This is a genomic window from Flavobacterium soyae, from assembly GCF_045348165.1.
Classification (GTDB): Bacteria; Bacteroidota; Bacteroidia; order Flavobacteriales; family Flavobacteriaceae; genus Flavobacterium; species Flavobacterium soyae.
In genome coordinates, this window is record NZ_CP150845.1 from 3860393 (window position 1) to 3885652 (window position 25260).

General features: G+C 32.1%; 23 protein-coding genes. 13 read left to right on the top strand and 10 right to left on the bottom strand.

The window, feature by feature from the left end:
* Window positions 1–3: 3 nt before the first annotated feature.
* The 8 genes from AABD74_RS16575 to menD all read right to left on the bottom strand — a co-directional run bounded on the left by AABD74_RS16575 (window position 4) and on the right by menD (window position 8991).
* A complete protein-coding gene (locus AABD74_RS16575; RefSeq protein WP_406843615.1) occupies window positions 4–1068 on the bottom strand; it encodes an o-succinylbenzoate synthase in 1065 nt (354 codons plus the stop codon).
* Between the two features lie 86 nt (window positions 1069–1154).
* Window positions 1155–2357: a M48 family metallopeptidase gene (locus AABD74_RS16580; RefSeq protein ID WP_232677976.1), complete on the bottom strand. Its 1203-nt coding sequence runs from the start codon at window positions 2355–2357 to the stop codon at window positions 1155–1157.
* 95 nt (window positions 2358–2452) lie between these two features.
* A complete protein-coding gene (locus AABD74_RS16585) occupies window positions 2453–3130 on the bottom strand; it encodes a metal-dependent hydrolase (protein WP_232677975.1) in 678 nt (225 codons plus the stop codon).
* A 26-nt stretch (window positions 3131–3156) separates the two neighbouring features.
* Window positions 3157–4119, bottom strand: a complete 963-nt coding sequence (gene menA, locus AABD74_RS16590) for a 1,4-dihydroxy-2-naphthoate octaprenyltransferase (protein WP_232677972.1) — start codon at window positions 4117–4119, stop codon at window positions 3157–3159.
* A gap of 166 nt (window positions 4120–4285) precedes the next feature.
* Window positions 4286–5119: a 1,4-dihydroxy-2-naphthoyl-CoA synthase gene (locus AABD74_RS16595; RefSeq protein WP_091498989.1), complete on the bottom strand. Its 834-nt coding sequence runs from the start codon at window positions 5117–5119 to the stop codon at window positions 4286–4288.
* A 777-nt stretch (window positions 5120–5896) separates the two neighbouring features.
* Complete coding sequence (locus AABD74_RS16600; protein ID WP_232677970.1) at window positions 5897–6751, bottom strand: S1 RNA-binding domain-containing protein; 855 nt, start codon at window positions 6749–6751, stop codon at window positions 5897–5899.
* A 139-nt stretch (window positions 6752–6890) separates the two neighbouring features.
* A complete protein-coding gene (locus tag AABD74_RS16605) occupies window positions 6891–7232 on the bottom strand; it encodes a DUF2853 family protein (protein WP_232677964.1) in 342 nt (113 codons plus the stop codon).
* Window positions 7233–7326: 94 nt separating this feature from the next.
* The gene (menD, locus tag AABD74_RS16610) at window positions 7327–8991 is read right to left on the bottom strand and encodes a 2-succinyl-5-enolpyruvyl-6-hydroxy-3-cyclohexene-1-carboxylic-acid synthase (RefSeq protein ID WP_406843616.1); all 1665 of its coding nucleotides are present in this window, start codon (window positions 8989–8991) and stop codon (window positions 7327–7329) included.
* Window positions 8992–9167: 176 nt separating this feature from the next.
* Between menD and AABD74_RS16615 the strand changes: the two genes are divergently transcribed.
* Both AABD74_RS16615 and AABD74_RS16620 read left to right on the top strand, forming a co-directional pair.
* A complete protein-coding gene (locus tag AABD74_RS16615) occupies window positions 9168–10343 on the top strand; it encodes a thioredoxin family protein (RefSeq protein WP_406843617.1) in 1176 nt (391 codons plus the stop codon).
* 83 nt (window positions 10344–10426) lie between these two features.
* Window positions 10427–10924 carry an N-acetyltransferase family protein gene (locus AABD74_RS16620; protein WP_406843618.1) on the top strand — a complete coding sequence of 166 codons (498 nt, stop codon included), beginning with the start codon at window positions 10427–10429 and terminating at the stop codon, window positions 10922–10924.
* A 188-nt stretch (window positions 10925–11112) separates the two neighbouring features.
* Here the strand turns inward: AABD74_RS16620 and AABD74_RS16625 are convergent, their stop codons facing one another.
* Window positions 11113–11700, bottom strand: a complete 588-nt coding sequence (locus AABD74_RS16625; RefSeq protein ID WP_406843619.1) for a glutathione peroxidase — start codon at window positions 11698–11700, stop codon at window positions 11113–11115.
* A 734-nt stretch (window positions 11701–12434) separates the two neighbouring features.
* Between AABD74_RS16625 and AABD74_RS16630 the strand changes: the two genes are divergently transcribed.
* The 4 genes from AABD74_RS16630 (at window position 12435) to AABD74_RS16645 (ending at window position 14968) form a co-directional block, all read left to right on the top strand.
* Window positions 12435–12920 (top strand): RNA polymerase sigma factor, encoded by a 486-nt coding sequence (locus AABD74_RS16630; protein ID WP_406843620.1) that lies wholly within the window; start codon window positions 12435–12437, stop codon window positions 12918–12920.
* 44 nt (window positions 12921–12964) lie between these two features.
* Window positions 12965–13753, top strand: coding sequence for an anti-sigma factor domain-containing protein (locus AABD74_RS16635; RefSeq protein WP_232677947.1), 789 nt, complete (start codon window positions 12965–12967; stop codon window positions 13751–13753).
* 89 nt (window positions 13754–13842) lie between these two features.
* Window positions 13843–14226, top strand: a complete 384-nt coding sequence (locus AABD74_RS16640; protein ID WP_406843621.1) for a DoxX family protein — start codon at window positions 13843–13845, stop codon at window positions 14224–14226.
* A gap of 10 nt (window positions 14227–14236) precedes the next feature.
* A complete protein-coding gene (locus tag AABD74_RS16645; protein ID WP_406843622.1) occupies window positions 14237–14968 on the top strand; it encodes a DUF3667 domain-containing protein in 732 nt (243 codons plus the stop codon).
* Window positions 14969–15312: 344 nt separating this feature from the next.
* Here the strand turns inward: AABD74_RS16645 and ccsA are convergent, their stop codons facing one another.
* On the bottom strand, window positions 15313–18519 hold the full coding sequence (gene ccsA, locus AABD74_RS16650) for a cytochrome c biogenesis protein CcsA (RefSeq protein ID WP_232677939.1): 3207 nt from the start codon (window positions 18517–18519) through the stop codon (window positions 15313–15315).
* A 286-nt stretch (window positions 18520–18805) separates the two neighbouring features.
* Between ccsA and AABD74_RS16655 the strand changes: the two genes are divergently transcribed.
* The 7 genes from AABD74_RS16655 (at window position 18806) to AABD74_RS16685 (ending at window position 25135) form a co-directional block, all read left to right on the top strand.
* Entirely contained in the window at window positions 18806–19567 is a 762-nt protein-coding gene (locus AABD74_RS16655; protein WP_406843623.1) for a Rossmann-like and DUF2520 domain-containing protein, read from the top strand.
* Window positions 19551–20078 (top strand): HAD family hydrolase, encoded by a 528-nt coding sequence (locus AABD74_RS16660; protein ID WP_232677930.1) that lies wholly within the window; start codon window positions 19551–19553, stop codon window positions 20076–20078. Before AABD74_RS16655 ends, AABD74_RS16660 begins: the two co-directional genes overlap by 17 nt.
* 147 nt (window positions 20079–20225) lie before the next feature.
* Complete coding sequence (locus AABD74_RS16665; RefSeq protein WP_232677929.1) at window positions 20226–21161, top strand: geranylgeranylglycerol-phosphate geranylgeranyltransferase; 936 nt, start codon at window positions 20226–20228, stop codon at window positions 21159–21161.
* Window positions 21154–21738: a Maf-like protein gene (locus AABD74_RS16670; protein ID WP_232677928.1), complete on the top strand. Its 585-nt coding sequence runs from the start codon at window positions 21154–21156 to the stop codon at window positions 21736–21738. Before AABD74_RS16665 ends, AABD74_RS16670 begins: the two co-directional genes overlap by 8 nt.
* A gap of 10 nt (window positions 21739–21748) precedes the next feature.
* The gene (locus AABD74_RS16675) at window positions 21749–22279 is read left to right on the top strand and encodes a mechanosensitive ion channel domain-containing protein (RefSeq protein WP_232677925.1); all 531 of its coding nucleotides are present in this window, start codon (window positions 21749–21751) and stop codon (window positions 22277–22279) included.
* Window positions 22280–22589: 310 nt separating this feature from the next.
* Window positions 22590–24419 carry a hypothetical protein gene (locus tag AABD74_RS16680; RefSeq protein WP_406843624.1) on the top strand — a complete coding sequence of 610 codons (1830 nt, stop codon included), beginning with the start codon at window positions 22590–22592 and terminating at the stop codon, window positions 24417–24419.
* A gap of 194 nt (window positions 24420–24613) precedes the next feature.
* Complete coding sequence (locus tag AABD74_RS16685; protein WP_232677919.1) at window positions 24614–25135, top strand: hypothetical protein; 522 nt, start codon at window positions 24614–24616, stop codon at window positions 25133–25135.
* Window positions 25136–25260: the final 125 nt, after the last annotated feature.

Consider the following 25260-nt stretch of genomic DNA (forward strand, 5'->3'; position numbering starts at 1 on the left):
ACCCTATGAATCTTTGTTACTTTGTACCTTTTCTAAAATTACAGAATCCCAATCTGCAGTTGTATTGTACCATAATTTTCCTTTTAGAACTTCTAGCGGAGAATCAAAATTATTGGTGTAAAGTGCTCCTGTTCCTAATCCTTGGGGCATTTTTGAATTTTGAAGAAATGTCCATTGCGCGATTGCGTTCAATCCAATATTACTTTCAAGTGCAGATGTAATCCACCAGCCAATATTATGTTTATCAGCTAATATTATCCATTCCTGCGTTCCTCTAAAACCGCCAATAAAGCTAGGTTTTAAAATAATATATTGAGGTTTGATCTCTTTTAGTAATTTTTCTTTTTCTTCAAATGTAAATATGCCTATCAATTCTTCATCTAAAGCAATTGGAAAAGGGGGCATTTTACACAAATCGGCCATCGCCTGAATATTTCCTTTTTTAATAGGCTGCTCAATGCTGTGCAATTGAAATTTATTTAATTGATTGAGTTTATCTAAAGCTTCATCTAAAGTAAAAGCACCATTTGCATCAACTCTAATTTCTATTTCTTCTGCTGAAAAATGACTGCGGATAAATTCTAATAATTCTAATTCTTTTTGAAAATCTATCGCCCCAATTTTAAGTTTAATACAGCTGAATCCGTCTGCTAATTTTTCTTCAATCTGTTGTTTCATAAAAGCCGGCTCGCCCATCCAAACCAAACCATTTATTTCAATTGGCTGAGTATTATCGGTAAAATCAGATGAAAAAAGTAAATATGGATTTTTACTTTTAAGGGATAAAAAAGCCATTTCAATTCCAAATTGAATCGAAGGAAATTCCAGTAAGGATTCCCAAAGTGTTTTTTCGCCTAATTCAATATTTTCGCAAACCCATTTTAGCTTTTCTTCATAATCATCGCGATCATCAGCACTTAAGCCACGAAGTATGCCACACTCACCTATTCCTTTTTTACCATTTTCTTCAAGAACTATAAACCAGGTTTCTTTTTCGGTCATAACGCCGCGAGACGTCCCGGACGGACGCTTAAACTCGAGCATATATTTGTGGTAAGTTGCTTTCATTTTTTTTTAGATGCTAAGATTCTAAGATCCCAAGATGCTGAGAAACTAAAAAACTTAGAAACTTAGTATCTCAGCAACTTAGTAACTTAGTTAAATAATTTTAAAACTTTTTCGAAGTCTTTTGAGGGTAAACCAGCTTTTTCGAAAAGGGCAAAATCAGATTTTGTTTTGTCTTTCCAGCTTACGCTGTCTGTAACGTTTTGATCCTGGTATTTTTTATATATTGCTTTTGCATCACTATAATTATTGCTTACTAAATAAACGTGTGCTAAGTTTAATTTTACCAGTAACTCTGTATTATCTAATTTTTCGCCTTCCTGCAAAAACTTTAATGCTTTTGCATATTGTTTTGTCAGGATATAGCAATAACCAATTGAACTGTAGTCTAATGCTGTAGCTTTACCGTCGTTAACAATTATATTTAATTTTTGAATAGCTTCGTTGTACTTTTGCTGTTTTATTAAAACTGCAGCCTGATTTCTTAAATCATTATAAACGTTTTTAGAAATGTCGGCATCTTTATAACAGGCATTTCCAAAGTCTTTGTACACTTTTGTTTTTTCAACAGCAAGTAATTTCTGAAATTCTGAATAACGATATTGCTTCATTATCTTATCAAGTATACAAACGCAAAAATCATCAGAATTAGCCATTTTTTGTGCCATTGTCGATGTTTTGCATAAACTGATAATCTCATTTTTGTTATCCTGATTCCAGCCTCGGTTTAATTTAGTATCGACCCAGGGCACAACTTCTAAAACTATCTTCTGGCTCAAAAACCAGTTTTTGCTTTCAAAACCAAACCAGATTGTGGCTGTATTCTCTTTAAGGCAGGAATTTTTATCTAATGAAATTCGCTTTGCGTCTTTACTAACCGGTTCTGATTGTGAATAACAGGCCGAATCAATTTTTCCGTCGGTAACGTATTTTTTAGCATTTTCATTTGAGGTAAACAATGAATATGTACATTGATCGTCTCCAGAAATTTTAGACATTAAAAAAACAGCTCCGGCTGATCCCTGACCTATTCCGTATGGATCTGGAATTGCTTTTAGCAGAGAAACGAGACTATTGGCCATTTGCTGATTTTTGTCCAGAAGTGTAATTCTGTACACAATTTCGGTTGTCCCTACTGGTAAATCTTCTGTTTTTACTACAAGCCGGTCTCCTGCAGAAACCAGAACTTCTTTTGTAGTTGCGCGTTCTTTGTCCCAATAACCATCTTTTTGAGCAAAGGTGCTGTAGGTTGAAGTTATTAAAAGTATTAAAAATATTCTTTTAAGATTCATATTACTGATGATTACTATTTATTTTTATTCTCATTTTTGTCATTCCGGAGAACGAGGAATGACATAACATAACGAATAATTAAATAGAATTTTTATTATAATTCTATAGATTCTCCAATATTTAAAAGCATCAAATCTTTTCCTTTATCAAAGAATTTGCGAATTGATTCTTCATGGTTGATTTCGATATAACCAAAAGTATCAAAGTGATAACCTAAAATTTTGTCACATTCTATGAAATCAGAAGCAATTATGGCATCTTCAACATCCATTGTAAAATTATTTCCGATTGGGAGAATCGCTAAATCTAATTTTGTTCTCATCGGAATCAGTTTCATATCAAATGTAAGAGCTGTGTCTCCGGCAATGTAAATGTTTTTATGTTCTCCTTCGATTACAAATCCACCGGGGTTACCTCCGTAAGTTCCATCAGGGAAAGAACTTGAGTGAATTGCGTTTACATATTTTACTTTCCCAAAATCAAATTGCCAGCTTCCACCATGATTCATTGGGTGTGCATTAAAACCTTTCTTTGCGTAATAACTTGTAATTTCAGCATTTGAAACAATTACTGCATTGGTGTTTTTTGCAATAGTATCTACGTCTAAAACGTGATCACTATGCGCATGAGTAAGCAAAATATAATCGGCTCTTAATTTGTTTATGTCAATAGCAGCGGCCTGAGGGTTTCCAGAAATAAACGGATCAACAAGTATATGTTTTCCTCCTACTTCGATTCCTAAGGATGCATGTCCGTAAAATGTAATTTTCATCTTAAAAATTTTTAAAGTTGAACTAATTATCTTCCCCCTAAGAAAAGATTAACAATGATGTCTGAAATCAACGAAATCATACATACTGTCAATAATATAGATAACAAAAATGTACTAAGTGCCAGCTTTTTTAATTCCGGATCTAACAGTTTAGGATTTTGATTTTTATAAACGGTAATTAAATGTTTAGTTAACGGAATATAAGCCAGTAAAAACAAATATTGATCAAAATTATAATCACTTAAAAAGGCAAAAATTATAACTAAAAGCATTGCCGTAATAATCAATGAAAAGTGATAAATTTTAGCTTTTGCTCCGCCCATTTGTACTACAATAGTATTTTTTCCTGATTTTCTGTCTGATTCTTCGTCGCGCATATTGTTTAAGTTTAAAACACCTACGCTCAATAATCCAATTGAAACTGCAGGAAGAATTAAAAGCGGATCAACTTCTTTTGAATATAAAAAGTTAACGCCTAATGTACTTACAAGTCCGAAGAAAATGAAAACAAATAAATCACCAAATCCTCTGTATCCATAAGCTGAACTTCCTACTGTATAACGAATCGCCGAAACAATTGCAGCGATTCCCAGCAGCAAGAAAAAGATAGAATAACCGAAATTATCCTGACCAAAAGCAAAATAAATCAATATAATAGCCGATAACAAAGTCAGCAATGAAGTAATTATTATGGCTTTTTTCATAGCTTCCGGCGTAATTGCACCACTTTGAATGGCACGCTGCGGACCAATACGATCTGTATTATCTGTACCTTTTACTCCGTCGCCATAATCATTTGCAAAATTAGAAAGTACCTGAAGACCAAGTGTTGTTAAAAGAGCGAAACCAAAAATTTTCCAACTAAAAACTTCTGTTGGTGTATTAATTGTTTCTGTTGGGTTTGAAAGTGCATAAATACTTCCAACTATAATTCCGGAAACTGATAAAGGTAATGTGCGCAGTCTGGCGGCTTCAATCCAATGTTTCATATTTTAATTTTAGATTTTTAGAGTTTAGATTTTAGATTATTGGATTCTTTTAATTTAAAAAAATCTAAAATCTGTAATCTAAATAATATTGTTTTTTTATTTAGAATTTAGATATCAGTTCCAGATTCAAAAAAATCTAAAATCTGCAATCTAAAATCTAAAATATTTATGGCAGCCATTTATTTTCGCCAAAGTTTGGTTTTCTTTTTTCTAAAAAGGCATTTCTTCCTTCTTTTGCTTCTTCGGTCATGTAGGCTAAACGTGTTGCTTCTCCTGCAAAAACCTGCTGCCCAACCATTCCGTCGTCTGTTAGGTTCATGGCAAATTTCAGCATTTTTATAGAAGTAGGTGATTTTTGAAGAATTTCCTGTGCCCATTCATAAGCAGTAGCTTCTAATTCATCATGCGGAATTACGGCGTTTACCATTCCCATTTCAAAAGCTTCCTGAGCGGAATAATTTCTTCCTAAAAAGAAAATTTCACGTGCTTTTTTCTGTCCTACCATTTTTGCCAAATAAGCAGACCCGTAACCACCATCAAAGCTGGTCACATCAGCATCTGTCTGTTTAAAAATGGCGTGTTCTTTACTTGCCAGGGTCATATCGCAGACTACATGCAAACTATGTCCGCCGCCAACAGCCCAGCCAGGAACTACTGCGATAACTACTTTTGGCATAAAACGAATTAAACGCTGTACTTCAAGAATATTTAAACGATGCTGCCCGTCTTCTCCAACATATCCCTGATGTCCGCGCGCATTTTGATCGCCTCCACTGCAAAATGAGTAAATACCATCTTTAGTTGATGGTCCTTCTGCAGAAAGTAAAACTACTCCTATTGAAGTATCTTCTTGCGCATCGTAAAAAGCCTGGTATAATTCTGAAGTTGTTTTAGGTCTGAAAGCATTTCTAACATTTGGTCTGTTAAAAGCAATTCTGGCAACTCCATTACATTTTTTATAGGTTATATCTTCAAATTCTCTGGCTGTAATCCAATCCATTTCTGTTTGTTTTATTTAAAAATTATAGTGTAAAAATAAACCATTTTTTACATTTTTCCCTATTCAATTTTGTTTAAGTCTCGGCTATATTTTTCTTTCAATGTTAACAATTAATATTCCTGTACAAAAAATAACACTTTTTAACATTGGTATTAAAAAATAATGAGTAATTTTACGTCCTAGAAATCAACAAGATACAAATTATTTTGTTGATATAAGATTGATTTTCTTTCACTGATTTATTAACCTAAAAAATGATTTTTTTGAGAAAATTTAAAAAATTTGTCGCTCATTTTTTTATGGTTTTAAATAGTAAACCTGTTAAGAATGAGCAAATGATTTATTCGTTTGTCAAAACTTCAAAAAGGAAATAGTAACACCTAAGGTTAAACGCTAGAATTGTTTTGTAATTAGTATAAAATTGATTACGAAAAGAGGAAAAATGCTAACTAAAACTTTCTATAAGTTATTTTATTAAACCAAATGGATTAGCCGTGAAATTAAATTTTTGCTTTTGAGATAAACGCATTAATTGTTTAAAGACATACCATCAAGAAAGTAGTTTCTAAAATTCGTAAAGCTGCTAACTTTCAAGATGAATTCGAATTATTTTATTTCTGTTTTTTTTTAATTACAATTTTTTTTAAAACTAGAATAAAAAGGGAAAGGCTGCTTGTAATGAGCAGCCTTTCTTGTTATGTAATTTTCTTAAATTCCAAATTCCAATGTATAACGTACCACATTGGAATTTGGAATTTAAAATATTAGAATTTATTTTTAATCTTTTAAAAGATAAATTCCATCTTCTTTAATTTCAATGAGTTTCTCTTTATATAAAGCCCCAACAGCCTTTTTAAAAGTTTTTTTACTCATTTTTAAAACCGTTTTTATGTCTTCCGGATGCGAATTGTCATTTAAGCGTAAAAATCCCCTATTGGCTCTTAATTCGTCTAAAATCTTCTCTGCATTTGGTTCAATGCTCTGATAGCCCTGAATTTGCAATGCCACATCAATTTTATTATCAGGACGAATGTTTTTAATATAGCCACGCATTCTGTCACCAGTTCTTATCGAATCATCATAAACCTCGTCTTTATACAAAAGTCCTTTATGCTGTTCGTTTATAATTACGTTAATTCCAATTTCGGTAATATGCGAAACAATTAAATCAACTTCTTCGCCTTTCTCGACAGTTAAATGATCGTTGCTCAAAAACTGATTTGTTTTGCTGGATGCGACCAAACGATTTGTTTTTTCATCTTTATAAAGATAAACAAGGTAGCGTTTTCCTTTTTCCATTGGACGTGCCTGTTCTTTAAAAGGAACCAGGATATCTTTTTCCATTCCCCAATCCATAAAAGCCCCAACGTTATTGATATAGTTTACTCTTAGAAGAGCAAACTCATTCAATAAAATATAAGGTTCAAGTGTAGTTGCAACCGGACGCTGTTCATGGTCTAAATAAACAAAAACAACAAGTTCTTCGCCTATTTCAAATTCATTTGGAACATATTTATTTGGTAATAAAACATCGTGAATTCCGTCTGGATCTTTTTCAGGATTTCCTAAAAAAAGACCAACTTTTGTATCACGCAATATAGTAAGTGTATTGTATTTTCCTATTTCAAGCATTATTATGAGGTTCTAAGCTGCGAACAGCTAAGTTTCTAAGGTGCAAATGTACGAAGTTTGAAATGGTAAATGAAAAATGTTTTGGATTAAGCCATAGAAAAAGAAAAAAGCGCCTTATTTATAGACGCTTTTACATTTATTATTTATAAACACTTTCTTTCTTAAAGTGTAATGTCAATAGATAATAAACAACAACTCTGTGTTTATTTCTATTTGATTTGCCATATTTTTCTAAAACAGCATGAATAGCTTCATCTAAAGCCGGGCCTGCCGGTAAACCTAATTTCTTGATCAGAAAGTTATTTTTAACTGTATCTAATTCAGACTGCTGGCTTCCTGCTACAGTTGAAGCATCATCATTGTAAATCGATGGACCGCAGCCAATTGTTACTTTTGTCAATAAATCCATATTTGGAGTTACTCCGCATTTGTCTTTTAAATCTGCTGCATACTTCTGAATTAATTCTTCTCTTTTGCTCATAATAAATTTAATATTGATTACTATTTTATGTATCAAATCTAAATAATATTATGATTTAAAACAAATATTTAACACTATTTAGCTTACAATATATTCAAACAAGCTCTTTAAAGTATTGTTTTAAAATTGCATCGTTTTCTTTAGTCGGTGTAAATACTTCAAGTATTCCCGGCGCTTCATTAGTATTATATAATTTTTCTAAATTTTTATTTAATTCTTCCAAATCATTGGCTTTGAAATAATTGCATTGATACATCTTAGCTAAATGCTCTGCCGTTAATTGATGAGATGTTTCAAAATAAGTATTGAAAACAGGTTTTTCTTCATGTCCGGGCAAAATCCTAAAGATTCCTCCTCCTCCATTATTAATTATAATAATTTTGAAGTTTTTAGGAATATAAGAATTCCATAAAGCATTGCTGTCATACAAAAAGCTTATATCGCCCGTAATAAAAATAGTTTCCTTTTTGCTGCCTACGGCCGATCCAACTGCTGTTGAAGTGCTTCCGTCTATTCCGCTTGTTCCTCTGTTGCAAAATACTTCAATTGACGGATCAATTTCAATTAATTGTGCATAACGAATTGCTGAACTGTTGCTAATTTGTAACTGACTGTTTTTGGGAAGCGATTCGATAACTTTTTCAAAAACTTTAAAATCTGAAAATGGAATTTTCTTTAAATATTCTTCTTTTCTTTTATTTCTCAGACTGTAAATTTTATCGATTTTTGAAAAGTAATTGCTTGCTCTAAATTCTGTTTTTGGAAGCAGATTTTTAAAAAAATCATTTGGCTCCATTACAAAATGTTTACTTAAAGCATTGAATGTATCATAAGCACGTAAAGTATCTATATGCCAGTGATGTGCAGGTTTGTATTTTCGTAAAAATGCTTTAATACGTTTTGATACAATCATACCACCCAAAGTGATTAAAACCTCTGCTTCCAGCTCTTTAAAATCAGAATCGTCAAATGGTGTAATTAAGGTATCTATACTATTAATAAAACTCGCATGATGCAAATTTGAGGTAGTTTCTGTAAGTACAACAATTGATGGATCGCTGGCCAGGTTTTCTAAAATTTCCTGATCTATAGAATTAGATTCGTTTATTCCTCCAATAAGAATTAGTTTTCTTTTTGCAGAATTCCAAATTGAAACGGTTTCTTCGCTGTTTTCGATAATTTTAGATGGGGTTTCTTCCTCAGGATTGGTAATTTTTGGTTGAACAGAAAGTTCTGAAACAGTTTCATATAATGGCTCTTCAAATGGTGCATTAATATGAACCGGCCCTTTTTGAAGAATCGCTGTTTCTATAGCTTTATTAATTTTCAAATCATTTTCTGCGGATGCATCTTCTGTTAAATTGGCATTAAAAACAGAATGATTTAAAAATACATTTTCCTGACGAATCGTTTGTCCGTCACCTATATCGATTTTACTCTGCGGACGATCTGCAGAAATTACAATTAAAGGAATCTGACTGTAAAATGCCTCGGCTACAGCGGGATAATAATTCAATAATGCTGATCCTGACGTGCAGACAACTGCTGTAGGCTTTTTTGTCTGCTGTGCAATTCCTAAAGCAAAGAATGCAGCACAGCGCTCATCGGCAATACTGTAACATTTAAATTTTGGGTTTTGTGCGAAACCAATCGTCAGAGGCGCGTTTCGTGAACCAGGAGAAATTATAATATTATGAATTCCTTTTGCTGAACAAATCTCGATAATGCTTTGTGCAAGCGCTATTTTGGGGTAAATCATTCTAAATGGTGTATAATTTTTTAAGAAAATATATTTTATAAAAATTTTCTTTTTGGAATACAAAGTTACAAACTTCGTGCTTGATTTAACTTATATATTAGGAAGATATTAATACTGTTTTTATAAAAAGGGAATATATTTGTATAACAGTTTTTTTTTATTAAAATTAACCTTTTATGCGTTTTTTATATTTACTTTTTCTTTTCGTTTCGCTGCAAACCGTAAAATCTCAAAATCAGTTTGCTGTTGACGGAATAACATACAAAACAGCTCTCGAAAATGCCAGAACACAAGGCAAGCCGGTTTTTGTAATGCTGTATGCAGATTGGTGCCCGCATTGCAGCCAAATGAAAAAAGAGGTTTTCAGCGATACAAATGTGATGGATTTTTTGAATAAAAATTATATCTGCGTTTGGAAAAACATCGAGAAAGAAGAAGGAACTGCACTTAAAAATAAATTTAAAACGACTTCTCTTCCTGCATTTTTATTTTTAGATGCTGATGAAACCCTTTTATATGCTTTAAAAGGCGAAATGAAAAAAGAAGAATTTCTGGCCGAAGCTAATTATGCTTTAAACCCGAAATTACAGCTTCCTTATTTAGAAAAAGAGTTTCTGGCTGATCCGAGTAATTCAACCAAGTTTTTTACTTATTTGAATACGTTGAAAAAAGGGAAAGACAGAACTGAATTATCGATTCCAACCCATATTTATCTTCAAACACAATCAGATTCTCAATTAATAAGTGAAACCAATTGGCGTGTAATTGCAAATGGCGTTACTGATATTAATTCGAGAGAATTTCAATATGTTTTAAAACATCAAAAAGAATTTGCAGCAGTAGCTTCGCAAAATCGTGTGGACCGTAAAGTAGAGAGTATTGTAAACGAATTACTTCGTCCGCTTGTTGATAATCTGGATACTATAAATTATTATAAACAAAGAGAAGTCGCAAAATCAATTAGACTGCAGAAAACGGATTCTCTTGTTTTTAAATTTGATCTGACGCTGGCTGAACGTACTGAAAAGTGGGATTTCTACAAAAAAGTAACTTTGGAAGATACTGAAAAATTGGTTTGGAATGATGCAGGTTTCTTAAAAGACATTGGACAGACTTATTTGAAATATATTAATGATACCGAAAGTTTAAAAAAATCAATTTTTTGGGTAAAACATTCTTTAGAATTAACGGATTCTTACGATGGAAATTTACTCATTGCCCGGCTTTACAATAAAATAAAAGACAAAAAACAGGCATTGAAATATGCTAAAGATGCCAAAGCAATTGGTAAAGAAATGGGCTGGAATACCAAAGATATTGATACTTTACTGACTGAATTAAATTCTAAATAAACTTAAAAATTATTATTAGCCACGAATTCACGAATTATTCCAATTAAAATTCGTGAATTCGTGGCGGAAAAAACAACAAAACTATGAGCGTTATTCTTAGACCTGCAACCACAAACGATTTAGAGAAAATTCTTGATATTGTAAATCATTCTATCCTTCATACAACGGCAAATTATAGTTATGATATTCAAACTCTTGAAATTCAAACAAAATGGTTTGAAGATAAAAAAGCTAAAAACCTTCCTGTTGTTGTAGCTGATTTAGATGGTGAAGTTGTTGGTTTTGGAAGTTATGGCCAGTTTCGTGAAAAAATTGGTTATCAATACACAGTCGAACATTCTGTTTATGTAATTGATAATGTTATTGGCAAAGGAATTGGCTCTAAATTATTAACTGAATTAATTCGTTTGGCTAAAGAACAAGGTTATCACGTTATGATTGGCGCTATCGATGCGGATAATGCGGGAAGTATTGCTTTTCATGAAAAGTTTGGATTTGTGGTATCAGGAACAATCCGCGAAGTTGGGTATAAGTTTGATCATTGGCTTGATTTGGTTTTTATGCAGCTTATATTGACGTAAATGGCACGCGGATTTTACGGGTTCGCTATCGCGAAGGCGCGGATTTATAAGGATTTTTTTTCTTTTCGCTTTTTTGTCATTTCGAGCAAAACCTCTGTCCCTTTGCACCTTTGTCCCTTTGAACCTAAAAAAAATCCACAAATTTGATAAATTCAAATTTGCGGATTTTTTTGTCTGGATAGTTCTAACTAACTTTTAATCCAATTGATTACTTCTGGATCAGTAACTAAAGTTTTTGGTTTAATCACTTTTACTAATTCTCCTTTTTCGTCGATTAAGTATTTTTGAAAATTCCACTCTACTTCAGAATCCTTCAATCCATTTTTCGATTTTTGAGTTAAGAATTTATAAACCTCACACATATCGTCGCCTTTTACAGAAACTTTATTCATCATAGGAAAAGTTACACCGTAATTTTGCTGGCAGAAAGTTTCGATTTCTTTATTTGTACCGGGTTCCTGCGAAGCAAAATTATTTGCCGGAAAACCAACAATTACAAAACCTTTGTCTTTGTATTGTTTGTAAACAGCTTCAAGATCTTTGTATTGAGGAGTTAATCCGCATTTTGATGCCGTGTTTACGATTAGGATTTTTTTGCCTTTTAAAGACGCAAAATCAAAAGTATCACCTGATAAATCTTCAACTTTAAACTGATAAATGGTTTCTTTTGCCATAGTTTTATCTGATTTAGATAATTTATTTGTGTTTGTTTGAGCATGAGTCTGTGTGCTTAATAAAAATAAGGCACTACAGGCTATAAATAGTATTTTTTTCATTGTATATTTTTTTATAAAATTAATTAAAATCCGTGTCGCTGAATATTTTTACTGCTTTTATTTTTATTAATTATAAGTTAAATTATAAATGAAGCCCGGCGTTAATCAGACGCCGGGCCTCCCCCCATACAAACAAATCAAACCATGAATTAATTATTTGTTTCTTATATATTTAAAATTATAGCTGATGCCCCGGTTATAATGAAAATTATTTAATTTTAATAGCATTAATTCAATTATCAATGGCATTTATAATGGAAAAAAATCTGTTCGTTTAACATGTGTGATTACTATTATTTTATTGATTTTCGACTGGAAGTCCGAGGACATCAACTATTTAATATTTTTGCTTAATACATTTTGATCGATTTCATTTTTAAAATCTTTGGTGCTAAAATTTATTAGCGATAAAACAGTCGTTAAACCGATAATTAAGATTTTAAATTTTTCAATGCTTCTCATAATTTTTAACTTTAAAAATTCAATTTTATTAATTTCTGAATCTTTCAACAGCCATTTTCAACTTTTCTGTTATATACGTAAAAGGCTTACTTTTAGATTTAAAAAAAGTAAAAAAAATTGCACTTTTTTTCTAAATTTCATCTAAAAGCTCTGTTTTCTTAAGGTTTAGACTGTTAAAAAAACATTGTTTTTCATAAAAAAAATGAATTATCTTTATCTCAGGTTATAAAATAATGTTCTATATTTTTTTGTTTAAGTTTAAATCCAAATCTATGAATCAAGAAGAACTGTTAGTTTTAATTTACAAAAAAGACGAAAGAGCTTTTACCCATTTGTACGATATGTACTCTAAAAGTTTATTTTCAGTCATTAATGTTCTAATCAAAAATCGTGAAGAAGCCGAAGATGTTTTGCAGGAAGTTTTTGTTAAAATCTGGAAAAACATCGATTCTTATAACGAAAGCAAAGGCCGATTTTACACCTGGATCCTCAATATTGCAAGAAACACCTCGATTGACGTACTGAGATCTAAAAATTTTAATAACAACCAAAAAAACCTTTCCTCGGATAATTTCGTAAATCTGTTAGATGACAGTAGTAAGTTAATTAATCGAATTGATACAATTGGAATTCAGGAGTTCGTAAAGAAACTGAAACCAAAATGTATAGAAATTATTGATTTATTATTCTTCAAAGGATATACCCAGCAAGAAGCTTCAGAAGAATTGGCGCTGCCGCTGGGAACTATCAAAACTTAAAACAGAAACTGTATTAACGATTTAAGAAATTATTTAAAAATATAATGGAAGCACAAGAATATATTGAATCAGGAATTCTAGAACTTTATGTTTACGGCTTATTAACCGAAAAGGAGAATCTGGAAATAGCCGAACTGGCAAAAAACAACAAGAAAATAGACGACGAAATAATTGCGATAGAAAGAGCTATTGTTGCTCTGTCGTCAAGCTTCGCTCCTTTCCACTCTGTTGAAAATTTTGAAAAAATCAAAGCTCGTTTAGAACTTAAACATGGTAAAGCTGTCGATTTAAAACCTGCATCAAACTGGACACAATATGTGGGCTGGGCTGCGGCTGTTTTATTACTGTTAGGTTTTGGATACCAAACTTTAGAATTAACTAAATCAAAAGAAGCAATCTCTACTGTTGGAAATGAGAAAAATAAAATAGAAAGAAATTATGCTTTTTTAGATCAGCAGAATAAACAAACTGAAAAAAGTTTAAGCATTGTTAGAGATATTAAAAACACTGGTGTAACTCTTGGCGGTCAGGCTGTTTCTCCAACATCTTTTGCAAAAGTATACTGGAACCAGCAGACAAAAACGACTTATATTGATGCTGCAGGTTTGCCAAAGCCTCCAAAAGGAAAGGTTTATCAGGTTTGGTCTTTAAAATTAAGTCCGGTATTAACGCCTACAAGCATTGGTTTACTGAATAATTTTGAAGGAAATACACAAAAAATATTTGCTGTAAACCAGACAGATTCGGCAGAAGCATTTGGAATTACTTTAGAGCCGGCCGGAGGAAGTCCAACTCCTACAATGGAGCAGTTATATACTTTAGGAAAAGTTTAAAACCTAAAATATTTATAAATTTAAAGCGTATATTAATTACTTTTAATATGCGTTTTTTTATTTCATCAAAAACAAAACTATTCTAAGTTATGAACGGAACTTTACTTTTAAGAATTGCTACTGCAGTAATTCTGCTGACACATTCTGTTTTCGGAATGTTTAATAATGGGATTAATGATTTTGGAAATTTGTATTTAAACCAGATTGGCTTTGCTCCTTTTGGTGTTTTCCTTGCCTGGTCAATTAAACTATCACATATTATTGCTGCCCTGCTTTTACTGTTTAACAAATATGTAAAACCGGCAGGATTTGTAACGATTTTTATCCTGATTATGGGAATTATTTTGGTTCATTTTCAGGAAGGCTGGTTTGTTGTGGGCGGCGGAAGAAATGGTGTAGAATACAATTTTTTATTGATTTGTGTTCTATTAGCAATAATGTATCCAAACGGGCTTAAGTTAAATTCTAAATAGCTTTATAGATATGGAAATAACTTGCAAAAACTGCCAACAGGTTTATAGAGGCCATTACTGTAATAATTGTGGTCAAAGTGCCGAAACGCATAAAATAAATGCACATTTTTTGTGGCATGATATTCAGCATGGTTTACTGCATTTTGATAAGGGAATTTTGTATTCCTTAAAGCAATTATTTAGCAGGCCGGGACATTCTATCCGTGAATTTATTGAAGGTAAGCGTGCCAGACATTTTAAGCCCCTTTCGCTTGTTGCTGTTTTAGCAACGTTATACGGTTTAATGTATCATTATTTTCATATCAACCTATATCCTTACAGCGGTGATGTTGAGGGAATAAATTATTCTGAATTTAATGAATGGACATCAACACATTTTTCATGGATTACAATAGCCACAATTCCTATTTATTCGATTGGAACTTATATTTGTTTTAAAAAACAAGGTTACAATTTTGTTGAGTTTTTCGTTCTCAATACTTTTAAGGCTTCACAGCGGTTATTTGCCCATATTATTACGTTTCCGTTTTTACTATACTTTAACGGAACACCTAAAATTACTTTGTTTGTTAAAATTTTATATATAATTGATGTCCTTTTGATTTTCTGGACTAATATTCAATTTTTCAATAAAATCTCCAAGCTCAAAGCATTACTGCTGTCGATTCTAAGTCATCTTATATTTTTGACTATTTTCTATCTAATCGTTATTGTAGTAGTTTTAATGATAACCAAATTTTAAAACGAACTATTTCTAAATTAAAAGAAGCTGTCTCAAAGTCGGAGCAGCCTCTTTTTATTTTACATATTTCTTTGTTCCACAGGAACATTTCATTGGTAGAAAAATTATATTGTTATAATGGTTTACGTTCCGTAGGAACGTTTGATTTTTGACATTTTTTTTAATAATCTGATCTGTCAAACGTTCCTATGGAACGTAAATGTGGCTTATTTTTATTTTTTTCTACCTGCGAAACATTCCTATGGAATGATAAATCGGATATCAAAAGGGGATTAATTAAATAATTATGAAGAAAGAGGCTGTCTCAACATTTTGAGACAGCCTCTTTCTTCATATCAAAAAAACTACTTTTTAGTTTTATAGAACTTTTTATAACTCGGATATGTTATCGCGGCAATTGCAGCAATTGTTCCCATACTGTAATAAATCCAGTTTAATGAATGAGCTTCGCCGCTTGCGTAAGAATGCAGACCAACTAAGTGGAAATTTACTCCATAATACGTAAATAAAATAGAGATAAACCCAAACATACTCATTACGTTAAAGAACCATTTTCCACGTAAAGCCGGAACAAAACGAGCGTGAATTACAAAAGCATAAATCATAATAGAGATTAAAGCCCAGGTTTCTTTAGGGTCCCATCCCCAGTAACGTCCCCAGCTTTCGTTTGCCCATTGTCCTCCAAGGAAGTTACCAATGGTAAGCATAATTAAACCAATTGTTAATGCCATTTCGTTGATATATGTAATCTCTTTTACGTTCAGGCTCATTTTAGCTTTATTCTTTTCATTGGTAAAGAAAATCAAAACCAAGGCTACAAAACCTAAAATCATTCCTAAAGCAAAAGGCCCGTAACTTGCTACAATTACTGCAACGTGAATCATTAACCAATATGAATTAAGAACCGGCTGTAAATTTGCAATTTCAGGATCGATCCAGTTCATGTAAGCCGCCATTAAAATCATTGCCGTTACAAAAGCAGATGAAGCAACGGTAAGTTTAGATTTTCTGTCGAATGCCAAACCAAAAAACATTGTTGCCCAGGCCACATAAACAATCGATTCATAAGCGTTACTCCAAGGTGCGTGCCCCGAAATATACCAGCGTGCAATTAATCCTAATGTATGAAGCGCAAATAAAAGCCCAATAATGATATGGAAACCATTTACGGTTATACGAAGCCATTTCTTCTCAAAAAAGATATTTACGATCGTAAAAATCAACATTAAAATAGAAGCTGTAATGTACCAATACGGCAGTACTTTAAAAACGTCGTATTTGTTATAAGCAATTTCGGCATCAATTTTTTGCTCACTCGGGCGTACTTTAGCTCCAAATTTCTTTTGAAAACCGTTAATACTTTCTACCAATTGATCGGCTGTATCCCAATTTTTAGAAATAGAACCATTATTTAAGGCGCTGAAATATAAGGGAAGAATTTGGTTTACATAAGTAGAATCCATTCCTTTAAAACCATCATTGTTGCGTTCTAAATACGAAACCCACTTGTGATTTGGGTCATTTGGAACAGGGAAAATTTTCAGGATGCTTCCGCTTAAAGCAGATTCCATTAAATTTACTTTTTTATCTGTTTCGATAAAATCTTTCTCAAACTGATTTGGATTTGCCGCTTTATATGCTGCATCTAAATAGGGAGAAAGTTTATAATTTCCGTTTTGATCAAAGAAGTTAACAAACGGAGCAAATTTTGCCTCTTTATCAACACCAATAATCTTACGAATACTGTCGTTTCCTGATTTAATATAAATAAGCGGAATCTGAATCCAAACCTGAGCGTATTGTGTCATTGACAAAAATACCTGATCAGAGTTCATTCCGTTGTAAGTATCAGCGTGACTTACTTTTCGAAGTAATTCAGATGAAAACGTATTAATAGGCTTCATACGTCCGCCGGCATCCTGAATAATCAAACGGCCAAATTTTGCAGCATGTGTCTCTGGAGCTTTATAAATCGTCAACAACGAATCTAATTGTTTTTGACTTGGCGGAGCAGTAACGTGATTAGCGTGATCGTTTGGATCTTCAGTATGATTATGGCCATGCTCATGCGAATGTACATGAGGATTTTGCTGTGCGAAACCGCTCAAACTAATCATTAAAACTAAAATGGTAATTAGTTTTTCTTTTTTCTTTTTCACATTTTCCAGTTTACGTTTTAAGTCAGCAAAACGAGAATGTTTTGTAAACATAATAGCCATTAAACCAAAAAACAGCATAAAATATCCTAAATACGTGATAGAAGTTCCCCAAAAATCGTGGTTTACAGATAAAACGGTTCCTTTTTCGTCTGGATCAAATGAAGATTGAAAGAAACGATATCCTTTATGATCTAAAACATGGTTCATATAAATATCGGCATCAAAAGTTTCTGTAGAATCCTGAACAGTAACTTTACTTTCAAAAGCAGAATAACTTTTTTCTGTTCCCGGATATTTCGTTGCAATAAAGTCATTCAGTTTAACTCTAAAAGGCAAAACATACGCTTTACTTCCGTAAAATATAGAATACTCGATTTTACCAATTTTTACCGTTTTTGGTTCTCCAACACTTCCTTTAGAGCCCATCACCATTACTTCTTTTTCCTGTCCTTCTGCTTTTACTTTTACAACTAAGGCATCAGTATGAGATTTTGCTTTGAAATCGTTACTCGATTCATAATCCACTTTTCCTTTCATTGCAGGATCTGGAAAAACAATTCTAATATCTCCGATACTATATAAAGAACGCATCATTAATGGCTGAACGTTATCTTTGGTAACTTTTCCTTTCAACTGATCTGCCATTCGCATAAATTCACCTTCAAAAGGAGTCTGAATCGTGTATTTTTCGCCGGTTGTATTAATATTAATTGCGCCTTCTGTAGGTTTATTTAAAGCAAATAAAACATTATGAATATTTTGAACTTCTCCTTCTTTTAGAAAATGCTCTTCACGACCGCCTGCACCCGCTTCAACTAATTTAAGATATAAAGTTCCGTTAGGATCTGGTTTTACCACTTCCTTTGCTCCCATTATATATTTTGAATATGAAACTTCAAACGGAGTCTCGTCAAATTTTCCTGAAATAGAGAAATCATTATTGGTAACAGGAGAAAGTAAAAGGCTTTTTTCAAAAACTCTTCGTTTCATTTCACCTTTATATTCGCCATCAGCAAAAACAGTTAAAAACGTTTTGTCTGAATAAATCTGATTTTCTGATGCGCCTTCACGAATTGGCATCATTCCCTCATAACTGATATAACGTGTAATAAAAGCTCCTAAAATGATAAAAACAAAGGCTATATGAAGTAAAAAAGTAGCCCATTTTTCTTTTTTCAATAATTGATAACGCTTGATATTTCCAAAGAAATTAATCATAAAAATGAACATTATAGCTTCAAACCACCAGGTATTATATATTAAAATTCTGGCTGTATCGGTATTATATTTACTTTCGATAAAAGTTCCAACACCCATTGCTATTGCGAATGTTAAAAAAAGAACGGCCATTAATCGTGTAGAAAACAAAAAAGAGAATATTTTTTTATCCATTTTTAAGGAATTACATTGTATAAAAGTGGCACAAAAATACTTAAAAATGTTGATTTGAGGCGGATGTTATTTGTTAATAAAAACCAAATATAAGGGATTGAATAATGGGCCGCAGATGACACAGATTAAACGGATTATTTAAGTTGATTCTTAAACCTTTATAATTAAGCAACTATGGATTTTTTAAGACAAAGAAGAATAAAAATCTGTTTAATCTGTGTCATCTGTGGCCAAACTTTCCCCTTACCATATTTTCTTTAGAAAAAATAATGTTAATTTTGCGTTTATGATTCGAATAACGATTATTGGTTCCGGAAATGTCGCACAGCATTTAATAAAAGCTTTTTCTGCAAGTCCTCTTGTTGAAATTGTGCAGGCTTTTTCGAGAAAAAAGGAAGCATTGAGTCATCTTCTGGATTCAGAAAAAATTGTAACTGAATTTACAGCTTTAAAAAACGCCGATTTATATATAATTTCAGTTTCTGATAACGCAATTTCTGAAGTTTCAAGTCAGCTGCCGTTTAAAGACCGATTAGTTGTTCATACTTCAGGAACTACTTCAATTGATGTTTTAGATTCAAAAAACAAGAAAGGTGTTTTTTACCCGTTACAGACATTTTCTAAAAATAAAACAGTCGATTTTTCGATAATTCCGATTTGCTTAGAAACTAAAAATCAGAATGATTATAAAATTCTGGAAACTGCAGCAAAAAGTATTTCAAATGCTGTTTTCTCCATAAGTTCTGAACAAAGAAAGGCTTTACACGTTGCGGCCGTTTTTGTCAATAATTTTACGAATCATTTGTACCAAATTGGGCAGGAAATCTGTGAAGAACATCAGGTTCCTTTTAAAGTTTTAAAGCCTTTAATTCAGGAAACTGCCGAAAAAATAAAAACTTTAGATCCAATTGACGCTCAGACCGGTCCGGCAAAACGCCGTGATTCTGTCACAACAAATGCGCATTTGGGTTTTATCACAAACGAAAATCAAAAAAATATTTATAAAATACTAACACAATCAATACAGCATAATGGCAAAAAGTTATAAGGAAATGATGAACGACATTACAACATTTATTTTTGATGTTGACGGCGTACTTACAGACAGTTCAGTTTTTGTAACCACAGAAGGAGAAATTCTTCGTACGATGAATATTCGTGACGGTTATGCCATGAAAGCGGCTGTAGAAAGCGGTTACCATGTCTGTATTATTTCTGGTGGAAGTAATGAAGGAGTTCGCGTAAGACTTCGTAATTTAGGAATCACCGATATTCATTTAGGAACTCCAAATAAAGTGGAAACATTCAAAGAATACACAGATCTTTATAATATTAAACCTGAACAGGTTTTGTATATGGGCGACGATATTCCGGATTATCATGTAATGAAATTAGTAGGTTTACCCGCCTGTCCGCAGGACGCAAGCCCAGAAATTAAAAATATCTGCCGTTATATTTCACACGTAAAAGGCGGAAAAGGGGCTGCACGCGACGTTATCGAGCAAGTAATGAAAGTACAAGGAAAGTGGATGGAACATTTTAATGGGCAGCACGATTAGGTAATTTTAGATTTCTGATTTTAGATTTTAGATTGTTTTCTAAATCTTTAAAATTTTAAAAGAAAAATCTTAGAACCTTAGCAACTCAGAAGCTTTAAAAAAAACTTAGAATCTCAACATCTTAGAACCTTAGCAACTTCAAAAAAAATGAAATACCTAAAACTAATTCGATATAAAAATCTACTCATGCTTGCTTTTATGCAGGTTTTATTTCGTTATGCTTTTTTAAAACAGCAGGATATTCCTCTGGCTTTAGCAGACTGGCAATACGGACTTTTAGTTTTAAGCACTGTTTTACTGGCTGCAGCGGGTTATGTCATTAATAATATTTATGACGTTGCAACAGATACTATTAATAAACCTCAGGATGTTGTAATTGGTAAAGGAGTTTCAGAAACGGCAGCATTTAATATTTATATCGGACTTAATGTTGCCGGCGTAGCTGTTGGTTTTGTTCTGGCTAATATTATTTTAAGGCCGACATTTGCCTCACTTTTTATTCTGATTGCTTCACTTCTTTATTTTTATGCCACGACATTAAAATCAATTATGATTTTAGGGAATTTTGTAGTGGCGGCTTTACTTGCCGTAAGCGTATTGATAATTGGTGTTTTTGATCTTTTTCCGGCAACAACTTTAGAGAATAAAGCACAAATGGCAAGTTTTTTTTCTATTTTGACAGATTATGCCCTTTTTGCATTTATGATAAATTTTGTGCGTGAAATAGTTAAAGATATTGAAGATATGGACGGAGATTACAATCAAGGAATGAATACTTTACCAATTGCTATTGGAAAAGGCCGGGCTTCGAAAATTGCATTGGGATTTGCTATAATTCCGTTTATTTTATGTCTGCTTTACATTAATAAATACTTCTTTGAAAATAATCTTTTAATAGTAACGTTTTATACGTTTGCTTTTGTTTTAGCACCTTTATTGTATTTTATCGTAAAGATATTCAGCGCCAAAACAAAAAATGATTTTCACCATTTAAGCACCGTTTTAAAATTGATTTTATTCTTCGGAATTTTATCAATCCTGATAATCAGCTTAAATCACCAATACCTTCAAAACCATGCTTAAAGAAAAACTTAAAAAATATAAAATTATCCTGGCATCGGGGTCGCCGCGCAGACAGCAGTTTTTTAAGGATTTAGATCTTGATGTAGAAATTCGCTTAAAAGATGTTGAAGAAATTTATCCTCCTGAATTAAAAGCTGTAGAAATAACTGATTTTCTGGCAAAATTAAAAGCAGATGCATTTGAAGGTGAATTAAATGAAAATGAAATATTAGTTACAAGCGACACAATTGTATGGCATCAGAATAAAGCTTTAGGGAAACCAAAAAATGCCGAAGATGCTTTTGAAATGATCAAATCAATGTCGAATACAACGCATGAAGTTATTACATCTGTTTGTTTTCAAACCAATGCAGCTTCTACCCTTTTGCATGATATTACAAAAGTTACTTTCAAAGATTTATCTGATGAAGCTATTTTATATTATATAGAAAATTATAAACCTTATGATAAAGCCGGTGCTTATGGTATTCAGGAATGGTTTGGTTTTATGGCAGTTACAAAAGTAGAAGGTTCTTATACCAATGTTATGGGACTTCCTACAGCTAAAGTTTACGAATATTTGAGTACTTTAGTGTAAAATTTTATTTATGTTTTCTTTTAAAGAATATACACAGGAAATATTAGCAACCTTAATTCTTCTTATTGCTTTAATTGCTTTAAGAATGATTGTTGCCAAATTAATCCGACGTTTTGCGTCTACAAGTCACTTATTAGAACATCGTACTAATTTGGTTATTAAATACATTCATATTTTAATGAATATTTTGGTAGCTCTAAGTTTAATTGTGATTTGGGGAGTTAATACAGAAGATATCTTTATAACCGTTTCATCAATTACAACCGTTATTGGCGTTGCCATGTTTGCGCAATGGTCGATTTTGAGCAATATTACTTCGGGCATGATTTTGTTTTTTTCATTTCCTTTCAGAATTGGCGATACAATAAAAATTCACGATAAAGATTTCCCTATAGAAGCTGAAATAGAAGACATAAATACCTTTCATATTAGTTTGAGAACAAAAGAAGGTGAAAAAATTATTTTTCCTAATAATCTGCTGCTGCAAAAGGGAATTTCGATCATGCCGGCACAGTACGAAGAAAAAGAATTTTTTGATTAATTTTTTTTGAATGGAGATTTTATAAAGTATAACTAAAAAGCCAATGCGTTATAATATTTGTTCAATCAATTATAAATTCTCCAAAAATAATTCAATCTTTAAAACTGCCGTTTTATTTCTTTCCGTTTTACCTTGTTAAGCACAAAATTTAATTTTCCCAGACACAGATAGATATCTAATGATGAATCTATATACTGAAAGATTTTCTGGAGAATTCGAAGAATTAAAATAATCTCACAATTTTAAAAATCTTCGTATTATTTCGCTTAAATTTAATAATCTACTTCAAAATAAGCTTAAAAGTATCTGAATGTCACTAAATAAAATAATAATTGTTTTTATTTTTCTTTGCTTTTGTTTTCAAAGCATTAATGCACAGGTAGATAATTCAAAAAAGGACAATAAGCCAAAAAAAGACAGTACAGAGATGTACACCAAAATAAAAAACTATTCTAATAAAAATAAGTTTACTCAAATACTGCATAAACTACTTTTTAGATCAAAAAAAAATAAAAAAGGAGAAATTATTGAGCCAATTGATACTCTAAACTTTGATGGAAAAATCATTCGGAAAATAAACATTGTAACGCTTGACCCTTTTGGGCATTCGCTTACAGATACAACCGCAATGCCGCGAAACTGGGGAGAAAGAACAGGAAACAAGCTTCATCTTAAAACAAAAAAAATAGCGATTTTTAATCTTCTTTTATTTAAAAGAAACACCCCTTATGATACTTATAAAGTTCAGGAATCTGAGCGTTTAATTCGTGCTCAAAGATATGTTACTGCAGTTAGGATTTCAAATCAATTGGCCGGCAAGGCCTCAGACTCTGTAGATGTTACAATTAGGGTTTTAGACTCATGGAGCACAATTCCGAGGTTTGCAATATCAAGCAGCAAAGTTTCTGCCGGACTTAAAGAAAAAGATTTTTTTGGCACAGGACAACAGCTGGAATATCGTTTTACCAATCGATTTGATGACGGCGCAAATGCTAATGATGTTATATACACTGTTCCGAATATAAAAAACACTTATATAGGTACTACACTGCATTACAACATGGATTTAGACAATAATTATACTAAAAGTATTGATATTGAAAGAGATTTCTATTCGCCTTTAACCCAATGGGCTGGCGGCATTTTTGTTGGGCAGAATTTTAGAAAAGATACTTTGCAGGCCCCGGATATGAGTTACGCATCTCAGACTTTTAAAAATAATTTTCAGGATTTATGGTTTGGTAAAGCCACAAAAGTCTATGAAGACGACAATGAAGCCATTACAAATTTAATTACATCTGCTCGTTTTTTAAATGTTAATTACAGCGAATCTCCTGATTTACTGCATGATCCGACTAATTTTTATTCTGATGAAAAACTGCTTTTAACAGGAGTTGGATTAAACACGCGTAAATTTATAAAAGACAATTATATTTTTAGAAATGGTCAGACTGAAGACGTTCCGATTGGGCGTGTTTACGGAATCACATTTGGATATCAATATAAAAATACTATTTGGAGACCTTATGCGGGTGCACAGTTTTCTTTTGGAAATTATTACAAACTAGGTTTTTTAAGTATGAATTTTGAAGCCGGAACCTATTTTCATCAATCAAAAACCTACCAGACCGCTTATTTGTTTGAATCAAATTATTTTACAAAACTTTTTAATCTTGGAACCTGGAAATTAAGACAATTCGTAAATCCGAGAGTAGTTATTGGTGCAAATCGGGAAGAAATAATTGGAGACGAACTGAATATAAATGAGCGAAATGGGCTGGCGGGATTTAACACAGCATTATACGGAACCAGTAAAACCGTTTTATCCTTACAGACACAAACTTATTCTCCTTATGCGCTTTGGGGATTTCGTTTAAATCCGTTTTTTAATTATACCATTGCATTTTTAGGCAGTCCAAAAAATGCAATGTTCGACAGCAAACCTTACTCAAAAATTACTTTAGGCTTATTAATAAGTAATGACTATTTGGTTTTTAGTAATTTTCAACTGTCACTGTCATATTATCCAAGTGTTCCTTTTCAGGGCGATAACGTATTTAAAACCAATACGTTTGAAACAACAGATTATGGTTTACAAAGTTTTGAATTTGCAAAACCCCGAGTTGTTGATTATAGATAATTTAAAAAAATTAGATTTTTTTTTAGTTTTTTTTAAATTAATAAAACTCTTTAAAAATCAATGATTTATAAAATATTTAACAAAAATTCAATCGTTAAAAAGTATAATTTATTCGATGAAATACAATTGCGTTTTATTTTTGGCACGATATATGAAAATCTTTAAACAAAGATTAACATTAAACTTTAGAAAAAATGAAAACAATTAAAATAGCAATCGCCGGATTATTTCTTTTGGTTGCAAATGCCACACAAGCTCAGGTATCAGTTAACGTTAATATAGGGACACCTCCAGCTTGGGGACCAGCCGGATATGCTGAAATGGAATATTACTATCTTCCAGATATTGAAGCTTATTATGACGTACGTGCATCTCAATTTATTTATTTTGGAGGAGGAAGATGGGTTAGAACCACTTACTTACCAAGACAATACAGAAATTATGATTTATACGGAGGTTACAAAGTAGTTTTAACAGATTATCATGGAAGAACCCCTTATACTTACTTCGATCGTCATAGAGTAAAATATTATAAAGGATACCACGGTGCTCCACAAAGACCTTACAGACCGAGAGCGGTTTATGGTTACAACGAGCGTCGTTATGATGACAGAGATTACAAGCATTATGACAAACACCACGGTAAGCATCATAACAAACATGACAGATATGACGATGACGACGATGATAACGGTCACGGTCACGGAAGAAGATAACAAATCAAACATGAGAGCGTATTAAGTTTTAATACGCTCTTTTTTTATTAAATATTTTATAAAATGAGCTTTTAAAAGAACCATTAACATTTCATTTAAATACTGTTTCATAATTTAATTAGTAT